General features: G+C 60.4%; 16 protein-coding genes. 12 read left to right on the forward strand and 4 right to left on the reverse strand.

The window, feature by feature from the left end:
* Positions 1 to 162: 162 nt before the first annotated feature.
* Positions 163 to 621, reverse strand: coding sequence for a hypothetical protein (locus tag ACCD05_RS08685; RefSeq protein WP_162717994.1), 459 nt, complete (start codon positions 619 to 621; stop codon positions 163 to 165).
* 348 nt (positions 622 to 969) lie between these two features.
* Here ACCD05_RS08685 and ACCD05_RS08690 point away from each other — a divergent pair, with 348 nt between their 5' ends.
* Entirely contained in the window at positions 970 to 1401 is a 432-nt protein-coding gene (locus ACCD05_RS08690; RefSeq protein WP_413392087.1) for a DoxX family protein, read from the forward strand.
* Between the two features lie 97 nt (positions 1402 to 1498).
* Here ACCD05_RS08690 and ACCD05_RS08695 read toward each other — a convergent pair whose 3' ends face one another.
* A complete protein-coding gene (locus ACCD05_RS08695) occupies positions 1499 to 2398 on the reverse strand; it encodes a LysR family transcriptional regulator (protein ID WP_112435377.1) in 900 nt (299 codons plus the stop codon).
* A gap of 119 nt (positions 2399 to 2517) precedes the next feature.
* On the opposite strand from ACCD05_RS08695, the gene ACCD05_RS08700 reads away from it, so the two are divergent.
* From ACCD05_RS08700 to ACCD05_RS08725, 6 genes are all read left to right on the forward strand, one after another.
* Positions 2518 to 3450, forward strand: coding sequence for a VOC family protein (locus tag ACCD05_RS08700; RefSeq protein ID WP_112435378.1), 933 nt, complete (start codon positions 2518 to 2520; stop codon positions 3448 to 3450).
* A 141-nt stretch (positions 3451 to 3591) separates the two neighbouring features.
* Positions 3592 to 4281 carry a hydrolase gene (locus tag ACCD05_RS08705; RefSeq protein WP_112435379.1) on the forward strand — a complete coding sequence of 230 codons (690 nt, stop codon included), beginning with the start codon at positions 3592 to 3594 and terminating at the stop codon, positions 4279 to 4281.
* Between the two features lie 78 nt (positions 4282 to 4359).
* Entirely contained in the window at positions 4360 to 4647 is a 288-nt protein-coding gene (locus ACCD05_RS08710) for a XapX domain-containing protein (RefSeq protein ID WP_112435380.1), read from the forward strand.
* Positions 4648 to 4746: 99 nt separating this feature from the next.
* A complete protein-coding gene (locus ACCD05_RS08715) occupies positions 4747 to 6624 on the forward strand; it encodes an amidohydrolase (protein WP_112435381.1) in 1878 nt (625 codons plus the stop codon).
* A gap of 221 nt (positions 6625 to 6845) precedes the next feature.
* The gene (locus ACCD05_RS08720; RefSeq protein ID WP_413392088.1) at positions 6846 to 7283 is read left to right on the forward strand and encodes a DoxX family protein; all 438 of its coding nucleotides are present in this window, start codon (positions 6846 to 6848) and stop codon (positions 7281 to 7283) included.
* Positions 7280 to 8878 carry an MFS transporter gene (locus ACCD05_RS08725; protein WP_112435383.1) on the forward strand — a complete coding sequence of 533 codons (1599 nt, stop codon included), beginning with the start codon at positions 7280 to 7282 and terminating at the stop codon, positions 8876 to 8878. The genes ACCD05_RS08720 and ACCD05_RS08725 overlap by 4 nt, the downstream gene beginning before the upstream one ends.
* Before the next feature lie 80 nt (positions 8879 to 8958).
* On the opposite strand, the gene ACCD05_RS08730 is transcribed toward ACCD05_RS08725, so the two are convergent.
* Complete coding sequence (locus ACCD05_RS08730; protein ID WP_026282647.1) at positions 8959 to 9441, reverse strand: Lrp/AsnC family transcriptional regulator; 483 nt, start codon at positions 9439 to 9441, stop codon at positions 8959 to 8961.
* Positions 9442 to 9770: 329 nt separating this feature from the next.
* Here ACCD05_RS08730 and ACCD05_RS08735 point away from each other — a divergent pair, with 329 nt between their 5' ends.
* From ACCD05_RS08735 to ACCD05_RS08755, 5 genes are all read left to right on the forward strand, one after another.
* Complete coding sequence (locus ACCD05_RS08735; protein ID WP_111560836.1) at positions 9771 to 10928, forward strand: Gfo/Idh/MocA family protein; 1158 nt, start codon at positions 9771 to 9773, stop codon at positions 10926 to 10928.
* A gap of 13 nt (positions 10929 to 10941) precedes the next feature.
* Entirely contained in the window at positions 10942 to 11826 is an 885-nt protein-coding gene (locus ACCD05_RS08740) for a carbohydrate ABC transporter permease (protein WP_018896583.1), read from the forward strand.
* Positions 11823 to 12680: a carbohydrate ABC transporter permease gene (locus ACCD05_RS08745; protein ID WP_112949995.1), complete on the forward strand. Its 858-nt coding sequence runs from the start codon at positions 11823 to 11825 to the stop codon at positions 12678 to 12680. The genes ACCD05_RS08740 and ACCD05_RS08745 overlap by 4 nt, the downstream gene beginning before the upstream one ends.
* A 59-nt stretch (positions 12681 to 12739) precedes the next feature.
* Complete coding sequence (locus tag ACCD05_RS08750) at positions 12740 to 13945, forward strand: ABC transporter substrate-binding protein (protein ID WP_162717999.1); 1206 nt, start codon at positions 12740 to 12742, stop codon at positions 13943 to 13945.
* A 90-nt stretch (positions 13946 to 14035) separates the two neighbouring features.
* Positions 14036 to 15172, forward strand: coding sequence for a sn-glycerol-3-phosphate ABC transporter ATP-binding protein UgpC (locus ACCD05_RS08755; protein WP_112949994.1), 1137 nt, complete (start codon positions 14036 to 14038; stop codon positions 15170 to 15172).
* A 21-nt stretch (positions 15173 to 15193) separates the two neighbouring features.
* Here the strand turns inward: ACCD05_RS08755 and ACCD05_RS08760 are convergent, their stop codons facing one another.
* The gene (locus tag ACCD05_RS08760; protein WP_112949993.1) at positions 15194 to 15496 is read right to left on the reverse strand and encodes a hypothetical protein; all 303 of its coding nucleotides are present in this window, start codon (positions 15494 to 15496) and stop codon (positions 15194 to 15196) included.
* Positions 15497 to 15547: the final 51 nt, after the last annotated feature.

Consider the following 15547-nt stretch of genomic DNA (forward strand, 5'->3'; position numbering starts at 1 on the left):
GCCACTTATCGTTTGGTGTGGGGCTTCCACATCGGAAAATACATCAAAAACAAGCGTAGCAAAGTGCGGGTCTGCTCAAGCTGGATGGAACGAGCTGCTGCATATGGGCGCACCTCGAAAGACTTGATTGAGTTTCACGCAAACTCGCGATCCGTCAAACCATCACGACACAGGCGAGATCATCTCGCCGCAGCGTGTTCGATCCCCGTCAAACACTGCATCCTTGATCACGCGCTGATCGTCCACCGACAGTTTGACGATGCAGGTGTGCGTTCGTGTCTTGAGTTTAAGGCTCTCGGTCTCCTGCGTCGCCGACTGGCTGTCTCGTCCCGAAACCATACGGATCACACTCGGCGCAGCATATTGTTCGGTATAACTCTTTTGCCAGAAGACGGTGTGGCGCCCACCGATACGGATTTCGCCTGTCGGTTCGCCGAACATGGACGTCGCCTTTGCAAGCGGTTGGCCGCGAAGCGAGGCCAGGCCCGAGGCGGTGGGGCCGGTCTCGGACGAAACGCAGGCCGATGTAGCCGCAACGACCGAGAGCATGGCGACAAGGCGCGCGGCCAGGGCGGAAGCACGTCGAAAAGCGGCTTGCTGCGGCATGTCATGTCTTTCCATAGGCAATTCCTTTGCTGGCCTTTTTGGGCGCTGCTTCGTCGAGGCGGCCTTAGGATCGGCACCCGATGACGCTGATCCACTTTTCGGTCCCTTCTCGTGAACGGGAGGCCGACCCAGAGGGTAGACGCCATTTCACGGTTTGCATCAAGCCCGATAACGGACGAATTCTAGAATAACCAGGCGGAGCCGCACACGGACGCATCACTTGTTTGTTAATAACATAATATGTTGAGAACATATATATTGCTTGCGTTGGACGATAGATGCTCGGCTGTATGGTGCACGGCAATGACCTGCGCGGCTTTCACGTATCGTCCGGCGCCTCGATATTCAAACAAGGAACTCACCATGAATACAGCCGCACTTCGCCGCCTGGACATTGCAGCGCGGATTTTGATGTCGATCCTCTTTCTCTACAGCGGGGTCGGGAAGCTGATGGACCCGGCATCGGTTGCGACGCGACTGACCGATTTCGGATTTCCCGTACCGATGCTGATGGCCTATCTGGTCACCGCGTTCGAGCTTGTTGCGCCGATTGTTCTTATCGCCGGGTACCAAGTCATGATCCTCAGCGTGCTTCTTGCCGGCTATACGGTGTTGACGGCCCTAATGCTTCATCAGTTCTGGGCGGCCGCGCCCGCCCAGCAGGCCGGCCAGTCGATCAACTTTCTGAAGAACCTGGCCATCGCCGGTGGCTTCTGGTTTGTCGCGAGAACCGAGCTGGAGTTTCGCCTGTCGGCAGGGCGTCCCGTGCTCGATCCACTGAGAAGCGCGCAGTAAGGTCTCTATCGAACGCGTCTCAAGCAAGGCCTCGCTTTGCTTGAGAAGCTTCTGAGCAGGCCCCTTGGTGAAGCCGATGGTCCAACTTCGTGAGCCCCTAGTCGAGCATGACCATATGGGCTGGCAGCTGCTCTTCGAAAAACTTCGAGAATGTCGCGATACGCGGCGGCAGAGCCTGATAGGGGGGGTAATAGAGCGTCAGCCAGAGTTCCGGCGGCGCCCAGCCGGGCAGCACGTGAACCAGCCGGCCGGTGCGGATATGCTCGGCGATGTGAAAGCCCGGAAGCATCGCGACACCCACGCCATCGGCGGCCATATCGGCGAGCACTTCGCCATTGTTGGCGCTGAATGCGCGGCCGGCCGAGATCGAGATGCTCGATCCGCCGTCCGACAGGGCCCAGTTCTCGCGCCGGCTCTCGCCGCTATAGGCGAGGCAATCGTCAGGCGTCAGCTCGTTGGGATGCTGCATCTCCGTGAAACGGCTGCCCGGTGCTGCCACCAAGATCCTCGGCACGGCCCTGATCTTGCGCCAGATGGTGAACTTGTCCGAGGGCGCGGACGAAATGCGGATGGCGAGATCGTAGTCGTCGTCGATGATGTTGACCAAGCCGTCCGACAGCGAAACCTCGAAGCTCATCTTCGGATAGAGCTCGCGGAAGCCCGAGAGAATTGGCGTGAGGATCGTCTTGCCAAGCCAGGTCGGCGCGCTGATCCGCAGCCGCCCCTGGTCGGACTTGTGCGCGTTCTTGACGTCCTTGCGGGCGTTTTCGAGCGCTTCGATCGCCGGCTGGATCTGCGCCGCGAAGACGGCGCCATCAGTGGTCAGCGATACCTGGCGCGTGGTCCGCACGAAAAGCTGAACGCCGAGATCGTCCTCGAGGGCCGCGATCGCACGGGTGACGGCGGCGGGTGTCATGTCGAGCTCGCGGGCGACCTGGGCGAAGTTGCGCTTTTCGGCGGCGAGCAGGAAGGTTTTCAGGGCTTTATAGTCGTTCATCTCAATTATTTCAAAAATCGCAATTCATTCGACAGGAATATTGCAATTCCGCAATGCAATCAACCCGGTTACATCTCTGGTCATCGAAACGGCAACGCCCACAGAGAAAGGCAACGGCCATGATCAAGGATATCAAGGGACTGCACCACGTCACTTCGATGGCGTCGGATGCCCGAGAAAACAACCGGTTCTTCACCAACGCACTTGGCCTGCGCCGCGTCAAGAAGACCGTCAACTTCGACGACCCGAGCGTCTACCACCTCTACTACGGCGATGAAAACGGCACGCCCGGCACGGTCATGACCTACTTCCCTTTCCCGCACATGATGACCGGCCGCCCCGGCGTCGGTGAAGTCAGCGAGACGCAGTTCTCCATCCCGAAGGGATCGCTGGCTTTCTGGAAAGACCGCCTGACGGCCCAGGGTGTCGTCGGTCTGAAGACCGACACGGTCTTCGGTGCCAACCGCCTGCGCTTCGCCGGCCCTGATGGCGATGGACTGGCGCTGATCGAAGCCGCCGAAGACGCCCGCGCTCCATGGCTTGCCGACGGCATCTCGGAAGACAATGCGATCCGCGGCTTCTCCGGCGCGCGCTTCGATCTGCACGACACCGCCGCCACATCCGAACTGCTGCAGTTCATGGGCTATGAGCGAGCCGAGGTCGAAGGTGATGTGACGCGGTTCATCATTCCCGGTGGCAATGGTGCCGATACAATCGACATCGCGTCGCTTCCGAAGACACCGTTTGCCCGCCAAGGCGCCGGTTCTGTCCACCACATCGCCTTTGCCGTCGAGAACCGCGAAAAGCAACTCGAAGTGCGCAAGGCCCTGATGGACACGGGCTACCAGGTGACGCCGGTTATCGACCGCGATTACTTCTGGGCAATCTACTTCAGAACGCCTGGTGGCATCCTGTTCGAAATCGCAACGAACGAGCCCGGTTTCGACCGCGACGAAGATACCGCCCACCTCGGCGAGGCCTTGAAGCTGCCGACCCGGTATGAAGCCTATCGCGGCCAGATCGAAGAGAACCTCGTTCCGCTCGCAGCATAACCCGCACGGCAAACTGCCGCGCCCCTCTAACACCGACAATTTCCGCCTTCGAACGGCTGCCTGAGGCAGGCAGCCGACCGCCGGAGGCATCTCAATCCTTAAGCGCCAGACCGGCAATCAAAACCTAAACGGAGAAATCAAATGTCCAAGCTCGAAGTCCTGACCCCTGCAAACAGCCAGCTCATCTTCATCGACCAGCAGCCGCAGATGGCTTTCGGTGTCCAGTCGATCGACCGCCAGACGCTGAAGAATAATGTCGTCGGTCTCGCCAAGGCTGCCAAGATCTTCAACATTCCGACCACGATCACGACGGTCGAGACGGAAAGCTTCTCCGGCAACACCTTCCCGGAACTGCTCGGCGTGTTCCCGGAGAACGACATTCTGGAGCGCACGTCGATGAACTCCTGGGACGACCAGAACGTCCGCGACGCCCTCGCCAAGAACGCCGCCGGCGGCCGCAAGAAGATCGTCGTCTCCGGCCTGTGGACGGAAGTGTGCAACACCACCTTCGCGCTTTCCGCCCTCAATGACGTTCCCGATTACGAAATCTACATGGTCGCCGATGCATCCGGCGGCACCTCGGTCGACGCCCACAAATATGCGATGGACCGCATGGTACAGGCCGGCGTCATCCCCGTGACCTGGCAGCAGGTCATGCTCGAATGGCAGCGCGACTGGGCCCGCAAGGAAACCTACAACGCCGTCACCTCGCTGGTGAAGGAACATTCCGGCGCCTATGGCATGGGCATCGACTATGCGGTCACGCATGTCCACGGCGGCGCCGAGCGCGTCAGCCACGGAAAGCGCATCGGCCCTAACCCAGCCAAGTAATCACCCGTCACCGCCGCTTCCGCAGGATCGAATGTCCAGATGCGGAAGCGGCTTTCATCTAGAGTCGAGGAAGCCCCCATGAAACTCTACCTTCTTTCCATCGGCGCCGGTCTTCTGGTCGGTATCGTCTACAGCCTGCTCAATGTTCGCTCTCCCGCGCCACCGATCGTGGCTCTTGTCGGCCTGCTTGGCATTCTGGTCGGCGAGCAGCTCATCCCCTTCGCCAAGACACTGATCGCCAGGGAGCCGGCGGCCGTCTCCTGGATCAACCAGATCAAGCCGCACATGTTCGGCCATATGCCGAAGGGCGAGAGCCGCAATGACGTCGTCGTGTCTCGCCAGGATCAGCACAAGTCTGATAGCTGACACCGCAAGAGGAGATTCGCTTGCGGCGGGGCCCAGCCCGGCCAATCCCGGCGCAAAGCGTTGAAATCAATATTAATAATGAAGCCTGGAGCATTTCCCATGTTCGCCGACCTCATCCTCCATCACGGTTTGATCACCACGCTCGATCGCACCAACCCAACCGCCAGCGCCGTCGCCATCAAGGACGGTGCCTTTCTGGAAGTCGGTACCGACGCCGAGATCATGGCGCTCGCCGGCCCGGACACCAAGATCGTCGACCTCAAGGGCAAGCGCGTCCTGCCCGGCCTGATCGACAACCACACCCACGTCGTGCGCGGCGGCCTGAACTACAACATGGAACTGCGCTGGGATGGCGTTCGTTCGCTGGCGGATGCCATGGACATGCTGAAGCGCCAGGTGGCGATCACGCCGGCCCCGCAATGGGTTCGCGTCGTCGGCGGCTTCACTGAACACCAGTTCGCCGAAAAGCGCCTGCCGACGATCGAGGAGATCAATGCGGTCGCGCCGGATACCCCCGTCTTCCTGCTGCATCTCTATGACCGCGCACTGCTCAACGGCGCTGCGCTCCGCGCTGTCGGTTACACTCGCGACACGCCCAACCCGCCCGGCGGCGAGATCACCCGCGACGCCAACGGCAACCCGACGGGCATGCTGCTTGCCAAGCCGAACGCCGGCATCCTCTACTCGACGCTGGCCAAGGGCCCTAAGCTGCCATTCGATTACCAGGTCAATTCCACCCGCCACTTCATGCGCGAGCTCAATCGTCTCGGCGTGACCGGCGTGATCGATGCCGGCGGTGGCAACCAGAATTATCCGGATGACTACGAGGTCATCCAGAAGCTCTCCGACGAAAACCAGCTGACCGTTCGTCTCGCCTATAACCTCTTCACACAGAAGCCGAAGGCCGAGAAAGAGGATTTCCTCAACTGGACGTCCTCGGTCAAATACAAGCAGGGCAACGACTATTTCCGTCACAACGGCGCCGGCGAGATGCTGGTCTTCTCCGCCGCCGACTTCGAGGACTTCCGCCAGCCGCGCCCGGAAATGGCGCCGGAGATGGAAGGCGAGCTCGAGGAAGTCGTGCGGGTTCTGGCCGAAAACCGCTGGCCGTGGCGCATGCACGCCACCTATGACGAAACCATCTCGCGTTCGCTTGATGTCTTCGAGAAGGTCAACAAGGACATTCCGCTGGAAGGCCTCAACTGGTTCTTCGACCATGCCGAGACAATCTCGGAGCGTTCGATCGACCGTATCGCGGCACTCGGCGGCGGTATCGCCACGCAGCATCGCATGGCCTATCAAGGCGAATACTTCGTCGAGCGCTATGGCCACGGTGTCGCCGAAGCCACGCCGCCGATCAAGCGCATGATCGAGAAGGGCGTCAACGTCTCGGCCGGCACCGACGCCACCCGCGTCGCCTCCTATAATCCATGGGTGTCGCTCTCCTGGATGGTGACGGGCAAAACGGTCGGCGGCATGCAGCTCTATCCGCGCGCCAATTGCCTGGACCGCGAGACGGCACTGCGCATGTGGACGGAAAAGGTCACCTGGTTCTCCAACGAAGAAGGCAAGAAGGGCCGCATCGAGAAGGGCCAGTTCGCCGATCTCGTGGTGCCGAGCAAGGACTTCTTTGCCTGCGCCGAGGACGAGATCTCGTTCCTCACCTCCGATCTCACAATGGTCGGCGGCAAGATCGTCTATGGCTCGGGTGATTTCGCCAAATATGACGAAAGCAACATCCCGCCCGCCATGCCGGATTGGTCTCCGGTGCGCAAGTTCGGCGGCTACGCTGCCTGGGGCGAGCCCGATGGCGCTGGCGCACGCTCGCTGCGCCGCACGGCCATCTCCACCTGCGGCTGCGCCAGCGATTGCGGCGTCCATGGCCACGACCACGCCGGCGCCTGGACCTCGAAGCTTCCGATCGCGGATCTCAAGGGCTTCTTCGGTGCACTCGGTTGCTCCTGCTGGGCCGTTTGAGGCTGACGCGATAACCGAACGACGTATCATCTTGGGCAGCGGGAAACCGCTGCCCAGGCTTGTTTTGCAAGCGTAAAAAAGCTCTCGTGGATAATTGCGGATAATGCAATTAAATCGAAACTATTGATGCAATTGTTGGTGGCAATGGTTCCCGTCAATATGGCTCCATCAGACGAACACAGCGCCGCTCGAACCGACCGGCCAAGATCGCAGGAGCAACGATGACCAGCCACTCTCCTTCAACTCAGCGCCGGCTTCTGGCCGACGTCGCTTCGGCGCCGGCCGTGCGAACCGCCGCGCTGCTCGCGCTGTGCGCCGCCTATATCCAGGGCCCGCTCACCAAGATTTTCGATTTCGGCGGCGCAGTCGCCGAGATGGAGCATTTCGGCCTCTCCCCGGCGCCCGTCTTCGCCGTCGTCGTCATCGCGTTCGAGCTGACCGCATCGGCGATGATGGTGTCGGGCAAGCTCCGGTGGATGGGCGCTCTCGCGCTCGCCGGGTTCACTATTCTCGCTACCTTCATCGCGCTTCGTTTCTGGGAACTGCCCGCCGGCATGGATCGAATGATGGCAACCAACGCCTTCTTCGAACATCTCGGCCTCGCGGGCGCCTTCATTCTCGTCACCATCTTCGACATCACCAAGGGAGCTGAACAATGAGCACCGCAAAATCCTCCGGGGGCAGCTTCGCTCCACTCGCCCAACCCGTCTTCGCCGTTCTCTGGGCGGCCACCGTTCTCGGCAATACCGGCAGCTTCATGCGCGATGTCGCCAGCTCCTGGTTGATGACCGATCTCTCGGCCTCGCCGGCCGCGGTCGCTATGGTTCAGGCGGCGGGCACGCTGCCGATCTTCCTTCTCGCCATTCCGGCGGGCGTGCTCACCGATATTCTAGACCGCCGAAAGTTCCTGATTGCAGTGCAGCTGCTGCTCGCCTCCGTCAGCATCAGCCTCATGGTTCTTGCCCAGACCGGCATGCTCTCGGTCAGCGCCCTCATCGGTCTCACCTTCCTCGGCGGCATTGGCGCGGCACTGATGGGGCCGACCTGGCAGGCGATCGTGCCTGAGCTCGTCAAGCGTGAGGACGTCAAAAGCGCGGTTGCGCTGAATTCGCTCGGCATCAATATCGCCCGCTCCATCGGCCCGGCAGCGGGGGGTATCCTGCTTGCCGCGTTCGGGGCGGGTCTTACTTACGGGGCTGACGTTGCCAGCTATCTGGTCGTCATCGCAGCGCTGATCTGGTGGCCCCGCGCCAAGAGCGCCAACGATGCCCTGCAGGAGAATTTCTTCGGCGCCTTCCGGGCCGGCCTTCGCTACACCCGTGCCAGCCGCCCGCTGCATGTCGTGCTGCTGCGTGCCGCGATCTTCTTCGCCTTCGCCAGCGCCGTCTGGGCCCTCCTGCCGCTCGTCGCCCGCCAGCTTCTCGGTGGTGATGCAAGCTTCTACGGCATCCTGCTCGGCGCGGTTGGCGCTGGTGCGATCGGTGGTGCGCTTGTCATGCCGAAACTGCGCCAACGCTTTGATGGCGATGGACTACTGCTCGGTGCAGCGATCATCACGGCGGTCGTCATGGGTATCCTGTCGCTCGCTCCGCCGAAGCTGGTTGCCATCGTCGCTCTGCTCTTCCTCGGTGGCGCATGGATCACCGCTCTGACGACGCTGAATGGCGCGGCCCAGGCTGTCCTTCCGAACTGGGTGCGTGGTCGCGGTCTTGCTGTCTACCTCACCGTCTTCAACGGCGCGATGACGGCCGGCAGCCTCGGCTGGGGTGCCGTTGGCGAAGCGGTCGGCGTCCCTGGTGCCCTCCTGATCGGCGCTGCCGGTCTGCTCGTCGCTGGTCTCGTCATGCACCGTGTGAAACTGCCTGCCGGCGATGCCGACCTGGTCCCGTCCAGCCACTGGCCGGAGCCGCTTGTCGCCGAGCCTGTTGCCCATGATCGTGGACCGGTTCTGATCCTGATCGAATACAATGTCGAGAAGCACAACCGTTCGGCCTTCCTTCGTGCGCTCAACGACATGTCGCAGGAACGCCGCCGCGATGGCGCCTATGGCTGGGGTGTGACTGAAGACTCCGCGGATCCGCAGAAGATCGTCGAGTGGTTCATGGTGGAATCCTGGGCGGAGCATCTCAGGCAGCACAAGCGGGTGTCAAACGCCGATGCCGACCTGCAGGGCAAGGTTCTTGCCTACCACTCAGCCCCGGAAAAGCCCGTCGTCCGGCACTTCCTGACGATCAACCGGCCAGGCATGGCTTAAAAATAGAGACGAAGAAGGGGCCCGCGAGGTCCCCTTCTTTCTGTTTGTCGCGACAGCTGGGGTCATCCTCGCTTCTTTCGTCAGCGCAGCCGCGTCAAATCGACCGGGCGATTGTTGATGATCGCCTCCATTGAGAAAAAGCCCGTCACCGTGGCGAGATCGAAATTCGTGATGAGCTTCTGGTAGAAGGCATCGTAGCCGGACATGCCTTTCGTTACGACCTTGATGAGATAATCCCAGTCGCCGCCGATGCGATAGAAGTCGATCACCTCTGGCAATCGCTCGACATGCGCCCGAAAACCTTCGCTCCATTCTTTCGAATGATGGCGGGTGCGGATCATGACGAAGACCGTCAGGTCGAACCCGAGAGCCTTGAGGTCGATGTCGCTGTGCGATCCCCGGATCAGGCCGAGGGAATGCAGCCGTTGCAGCCGGCGCCAGCAGGCGTTCTGCGACAGGCCGATCTTTTCGGCCAGATCGCGCTGCGACAGGGTCGCATCATTCTGCATGGCGCTGAGGATCTTCATGTCAAACGCATCGATTTTTGCGGTAGAATCGTTCATTTGACACGGTCCAGCGATCAGTGTTGGTATGGTTTCCGCGAAATAGTGTGAGGCGACGCGATTTGTGTCAATCCTCACGCCGCGCTCGATCGAGATGGGCACGCGCATCTTGCCACTTACCCACATGATGATGTGGGTACAGGCGATCCTATCGTCTCGCCTTGTGGCTGACGGCAGGCGCATTGATGATGAAAATCAAAATGCCTGTCAAACAAGCGTCATGAAAATTAATTTCACAGTTCCAACTTTTTCCGTGTTTCGTGTTGACGAGATCGAATTTATGTCTCAACTTGACGAAAATAAATTACGTAAATGGGAACGAGAGCAGCATGAAAGTGGGAATTATCGGGCTAGGTTTCCGGCTCGGCTATCTGGGCTACGTCTTCAAGTCGATTGATGAAAGCTTCGAGATCGTCGGCTATGTCGATCCCGAGCCCGCTGGCCTGCCGGGTCTCGTCGAGAAGGGCGTCTCAGTCGGCAAATCCTATGCCACGCCGCAGGAGCTGATCGCCAACGAAAAGCTCGATCTGTTGATGATCGGCTCGCCCAATCTCTTCCATCTCGAGCATATCCGCATCGGCCTTGAAGCCGGTCTGAAGGTGTTCTGCGAAAAGCCGATCGTGACCACGATCGCCGAAAGCATCGAGCTCGCGCGGCTGATGGCGAAGTTCGGTCACGAGCGGCTGATGGTCGGCTTGGTGCTGCGCTATTCGCCGCTTTATCGCGACCTGCAGGCGGTTCAGGCTGCCGGCAATCTCGGTCAGATCGTCTCGATCGAGGCGTCCGAGCATATCGAGCCCTACCACGGCGCATTCTTCATGCGCGACTGGCGCCGCTATGAGCGTTATTCCGGTAGCTTCATGCTGGAAAAATGCTGCCACGATCTCGACCTTTATAATGGCATCGCCGGCGCGCGGCCCGAGCGGGTCGCAAGCTTTGGCGGCCGCAAGAGCTTTACACCGGCAAACGATCCCGCTCGCGAAGGCATCAACGACCTCGAGCTGTTCCATCGCAAGCCGAGCGGCTGGAAGGGCACCGACAAGGTGTTCGACAGCGATGCCGACATCATCGACTACCAGGTTGCGATCGTCGAATACGCCAATGGCGTGGGCATGAACTTCCACACCAACCTCAACGTTCCCGACCAGTTCCGCCGCTTTGCGATCATGGGTTCTCGCGGAATGGCCGAAGGCGACTTTGTGCGCGGCTATCTCGATGTGCATGAGCAGTTGACCGGCAAGAAGGTCGTCGAGAACAAGTATGCGGCCACGGAACTCTCGCAGCACTACGGTGCCGACGAGCAGATGGCGGTCGACATTCTCGACAGCGTTCGCACCGGCACGGTGCTGCCCGTCTCGACCCTGAATGCCCTTGAAGCCGGCATTCTGGCGCTATCCATGGACGAGGCCCGCATCAAGAAGACGGTTGTCGACCTGCGTCCCGTATGGGACAAGTTCGACGAGGCGCTCCACGCCAGAGCGGCTTGAGGAGGGCGGCAGGATGAACGTTCAAAGAAGCAACCTCATCTTCGCCTGGATCCTTCTCCTTCCGGCAGTCCTCTATGTCGCGGTAATCGTCGCTTACCCGCTCGTCGATACGTTCATTCTGTCCTTCACCGATGCGTCGCTCAGAAAAGTGACCAATTGGGTGGGCTGGGCGAACTATGAGAAGATCTTCAACGCGACCTTCGCAGACGTCATCGTCCGCACCTTCATCTGGACCTTCTTCTCGGTCTCGCTGAAGATGATCATCGGCACCTTCGGCGCCTCGTTGCTGAACAGCGCGGTGCCCGGTCGCTCGCTGTTTCGTCTGTTGACCATGCCGCCATGGGTGGTGCCGATGGCGATCGGCATCTTCATGTGGGGCTGGATGTATAATGGCCAGTTCGGGATGATCTCGGGCATGCTGCAGCGCATCGGCTTCGTGGACGGACCGGTGGCTTTCCTCGCCTATGGCAACACGGCTTTCTGGGCAACGATCATCACCGACGTGTGGATCGGCGTGCCGATGGTCACCATCTATTTCCTGGCGGCCATCCAGTCGATCCCGAAGGATCTCTACGAGGCGGCCTGGACGGATGGAGCGGGGCGTTTCTATCGCTTCCGCCGCATCACCCTGCCGCTGATGGTGCCATCGATCATCACAATGTCGATGCTATCGCTCATTGCCACGTTCAACTCCTTCGATATCATCTGGATCCTGACGCAGGGCGGCCCTAGCGGACAGACGACGACGATGATCATCGATACCTACCAGACGGCCATCGGCTCGAAGAAATATGGTGAGGGTGCGGCCCGCGCGGTGCTGATCTGCATCTTCCTCTCGGCATTCTGCTTTGCCTATTTCCGTGTCACCCGTCGGCTCAACCCGGAGAAGCGCGCATGAAGAACGCGGCCATGATCGATCGCTACAGCTGGTGGGAAATCCTGCTGATCTACCTTGGCGTCGCGGTGTTCCTCACCTTCGTGCTGGCGCCGTTCGTCGAAGGCTTCCTGGTGTCGCTGAAGCCGCTCAGCCAGCTGTTTTCGTCGCCGTACCGCTTCTGGCCGGAGAACGGCTCGTTCGAGGCCTATCGCACCATGTGGATCAGCGTTCCGGGCTTCGGGCGCTATATCTTCAACTCCTTCTTCATCTCGATCATCGTCACGGTGATCGTGCTGGCGCTCGTCATCCCGGCTTCCTACGCCTTCGCGAAGTTCGAGTTTCGCGGCATGGGCCTGCTGCTTGGCGCGTTCCTGACGGTCAACATGTTCTCGGGCGCTGTGCTGCTCATTCCGCTGTTCCGGCTGATGCGCACGCTCGGCGTGCTCAACACCTATTTCGCGATGATCGTGCCTGGCGTCGCATTCCTCATTCCTTCGGCCATCTGGCTGCTGCGGACCTACATGATCCGCATCCCGCAGGAGCTGAACGAGGCCGCCTACATGGATGGCGCCAGTCACTTCTATACGTTGCGCCGCGTGATCCTGCCGATTGCCATGCCGGGGATCATCGTCGTCGCCATCACCACTTTCATCGGCGCCTACGCGCAGCAATTCATCTTCGCGCTGACCTTCAACTCGAAGACCGAATACATGCCGTTGCCGGTGGGGCTCTTCGCTTACTTCGGTAAGCAGGAGGTTATCTGGAACGAGTTGATGGCAGCCTCCTTCGTCGGCATTCTGCCCGCGATGGTCATCATCTTCTTCCTGCAACGATATCTCGTCGGCGGTCTGACTGCCGGTGCGGTAAAACAATAACAAGTGAACAGCTAACTAACGGGAGTATTGACGTGAGCATCGCTTTCAAAACTAGCCTTATGGCACTGGCCTTGCTCGGCTCGACGGCGCTTGGCGCCATGACGGCCGAAGCTGCCGACAAGGAAATCAGCTGGATCTATTGCGGCGACAAGATCGACCCGATCCACGAGAAGTATATCAAGGAATGGGAAGGCAAGAATCCGGGCTGGAAGGTTGCGCCTGAAGTCGTTGGCTGGGCACAGTGCCAGGACAAGGCAACCACGCTCGCCGCCGCCGGCACGCCCGTCGCGATGGCTTACGTCGGCTCGCGCACGCTCAAGGAATTCGCTCAGAACGACCTGATCGTTCCGGTTCCGATGACCGACGACGAGAAGAAGGCCTACTATCCTCACATCGTTGACACGGTCACCTTCGAGGGCAACCAGTGGGGCGTTCCGATCGCGTTCTCCACCAAGGCGCTCTACTGGAACAAGGATCTGTTCAAGCAGGCAGGCCTCGACCCCGAGAAGCCGCCGACAACCTGGGCTGAAGAAATCGCTGCTGCAAAGACCATCAAGGAAAAGACGGGCATCCCGGGCTACGGCCTGTCCGCCAAGACCTTCGACAACACCATGCACCAGTTCATGCATTGGGTTTACACCAACAACGCGACCGTCATCGACGCCGATGGCAAGGTCACGCTGGATAGCCCCGGTGTTCTCGCCGCTCTGCAGGCCTACAAGGACATCACGCCTTACTCCGAAGAAGGCCCGACCGCTTACGAGCAGAACGAAGTTCGTGCGATCTTCCTCGACGGCAAGGTCGGCATGATCCAGGCTGGCTCCGGCGCTGCCGCCCGCCTCAAGGACACCAAGATCAACTGGGGTGTGACGACGCTGCCGCTCGGACCGGATGCCAAGGGCCCGGGCACGCTGCTCATCACCGACAGCCTTGCGATCTTCAAGGGTTCTGGTGTCGAGGACAAGGCGATCGAATTCGCCAAGTACATCACCTCGTCGGATATCCAGCCTGAATACGAACTGCAGGGCGGCGCCGGCCTGACACCAATGCGTCCTTCCGCGAAGGTCGACGAATTCGTCAAGGCCGATCCGTCGTGGAAGCCGTTCATCGATGGCATCACCTATGGTGGTCCCGAGCCGCTCTTCACCGATTACAAGGGTTTCCAGAACTCTATGATCGAAATGGTCCAGTCCGTCGTGACAGGCAAGGCCGAACCGGCTGACGCCATCAAGAAGGCCGCTGGCGAGATCGAAGCGTTCAAGTAAGCCTTTGTTGGGGATCGCGGGCGCGCAACAGCCGCGATCCCTTCGCTATCGAGAGTAAGCGCCGCGCGTGGCGGTGACCGGAGACAGGTTTTGGGACAGTTATTTCTCAACAAGGTTCAGAAATTTTACGGCGACTTCGAGGTTCTGAAGGGCGTTCAGCTCGAGGTGAACAATGGCGAGTTCGTCGTGTTCGTCGGCCCCTCCGGCTGCGGCAAATCCACATTGCTTCGCATGATCGCCGGCCTGGACGCGACGTCCGCGGGTGACATCGTGATCGATGGCGTCCGTGTGAACGATCTGCCGCCGGTCAAGCGCGGCATCGCCATGGTGTTCCAGTCCTACGCGCTCTATCCGCATATGAGCGTTTTCGAGAATATCGCCTTTCCGCTGCGCGTCGAAAAGATGGAAGAGCAGAAGCTCAAGGCCAGGGTCGAAAACGCGGCCCGCATCCTGCATCTCGACCAGCGCCTGCAGCAGAAGCCGGGCATGCTCTCCGGTGGCCAGCGCCAGCGCGTGGCGATCGGCCGCGCGATCGTCCGCGAGCCGAAGATCTTCCTGTTCGATGAGCCGCTCTCCAACCTCGACGCCGCGCTGCGCTCCGACATGCGCATCGAGCTCGCGAAACTGCACCGCCAGCTCAAGGCGACCATGATCTACGTCACCCACGATCAGGTTGAGGCGATGACGATGGCCGACCGCATCGTGGTGCTCAACGCCGGCGAGATCGCCCAGACGGGCGCGCCGCTCGAGCTCTACCACAAGCCCGCAAACATCTTCGTGGCCGGGTTCATCGGCAATCCGAAGATGAACTTCCTGCCGGTCACCTGCACCGCCGTCGGCGACAAGAGCGTGACCGTCGAATACAAGGGCCAGTCGCTGACCGTGCCGGTCACGCCGCGCGCAGGTGTCGCCGGCAAGACGCTGACGCTTGGCGTTCGCCCTGAACATATCCAGCTCGCATCCGGCGATATCTCGCTCACCATTACGCCAAGCGTCATCGAGCGTCTCGGCGCGCAGACTGTCGCCTACGCAGCGCTGAATGGCGAGGGAGAAAACTTCTGCGCCACGCTGTCAGGCAGCGTCGGCGTGCGGCCAGAGCAGCCGATGCTCGTCGGCATCAACGCGGTGGATTGCCACCTCTTCGATGAAGCCGGCATCGCGTTCGAGCGCCATGTGGCGCTGACCGATATCGATCTCAATCTGTTGAACCCGACGGCGCTCGCCTGATCGCGAGCGCCGGTCGCGCTATCAGCGATCGAGGAAGTGATAGAACAAGGTGTTGGCCGGGTACGAATAGGAGCCCCGGTCGACGATCCCGTGGCGGTACATGCAATTTCGCAGCGCCGTCACGTGCCACAGGCTGTTGACGTCGGTCGAGCCGCGGCGAAACGCTTCCTGTTCGCAATAGGGATAGGTATGGTCGAAGCGGGCCAGAATGGTCGGGTCGGAATCGACGCGGACACCGGAATAGGTTTGCCATTGCGAAGGCGCTTGGGCGGCTGAAATGCACGCCAGGCTCCCTGCAATTCCCAATGCAATCAACACTCTCATGAATGATCTCCCATGACGTCGCCGGAATATTGGCGCATCAATAAGATGCGC

The sequence above is a fragment of the Rhizobium sp. Rhizsp42 genome, assembly GCF_047304155.1.
Classification (GTDB): Bacteria; Pseudomonadota; Alphaproteobacteria; order Rhizobiales; family Rhizobiaceae; genus Rhizobium.

Coding starts and splice junctions, on each gene's coding strand:
- ACCD05_RS08695 (WP_112435377.1), bottom strand. CDS start 2,398: ATGAACGACTATAAAGCCCTGAAAACCTTCCTGCTCGCCGCCGAAAAG.
- ACCD05_RS08760 (WP_112949993.1), bottom strand. CDS start 15,496: ATGAGAGTGTTGATTGCATTGGGAATTGCAGGGAGCCTGGCGTGCATT.
- ACCD05_RS08725 (WP_112435383.1), top strand. CDS start 7,280: ATGAGCACCGCAAAATCCTCCGGGGGCAGCTTCGCTCCACTCGCCCAA.
- ACCD05_RS08750 (WP_162717999.1), top strand. CDS start 12,740: ATGGCACTGGCCTTGCTCGGCTCGACGGCGCTTGGCGCCATGACGGCC.
- ACCD05_RS08685 (WP_162717994.1), bottom strand. CDS start 621: ATGGAAAGACATGACATGCCGCAGCAAGCCGCTTTTCGACGTGCTTCC.
- ACCD05_RS08690 (WP_413392087.1), top strand. CDS start 970: ATGAATACAGCCGCACTTCGCCGCCTGGACATTGCAGCGCGGATTTTG.
- ACCD05_RS08745 (WP_112949995.1), top strand. CDS start 11,823: ATGAAGAACGCGGCCATGATCGATCGCTACAGCTGGTGGGAAATCCTG.
- ACCD05_RS08720 (WP_413392088.1), top strand. CDS start 6,846: ATGACCAGCCACTCTCCTTCAACTCAGCGCCGGCTTCTGGCCGACGTC.
- ACCD05_RS08715 (WP_112435381.1), top strand. CDS start 4,747: ATGTTCGCCGACCTCATCCTCCATCACGGTTTGATCACCACGCTCGAT.
- ACCD05_RS08710 (WP_112435380.1), top strand. CDS start 4,360: ATGAAACTCTACCTTCTTTCCATCGGCGCCGGTCTTCTGGTCGGTATC.
- ACCD05_RS08705 (WP_112435379.1), top strand. CDS start 3,592: ATGTCCAAGCTCGAAGTCCTGACCCCTGCAAACAGCCAGCTCATCTTC.
- ACCD05_RS08740 (WP_018896583.1), top strand. CDS start 10,942: ATGAACGTTCAAAGAAGCAACCTCATCTTCGCCTGGATCCTTCTCCTT.
- ACCD05_RS08735 (WP_111560836.1), top strand. CDS start 9,771: ATGAAAGTGGGAATTATCGGGCTAGGTTTCCGGCTCGGCTATCTGGGC.
- ACCD05_RS08700 (WP_112435378.1), top strand. CDS start 2,518: ATGATCAAGGATATCAAGGGACTGCACCACGTCACTTCGATGGCGTCG.
- ACCD05_RS08730 (WP_026282647.1), bottom strand. CDS start 9,441: ATGAACGATTCTACCGCAAAAATCGATGCGTTTGACATGAAGATCCTC.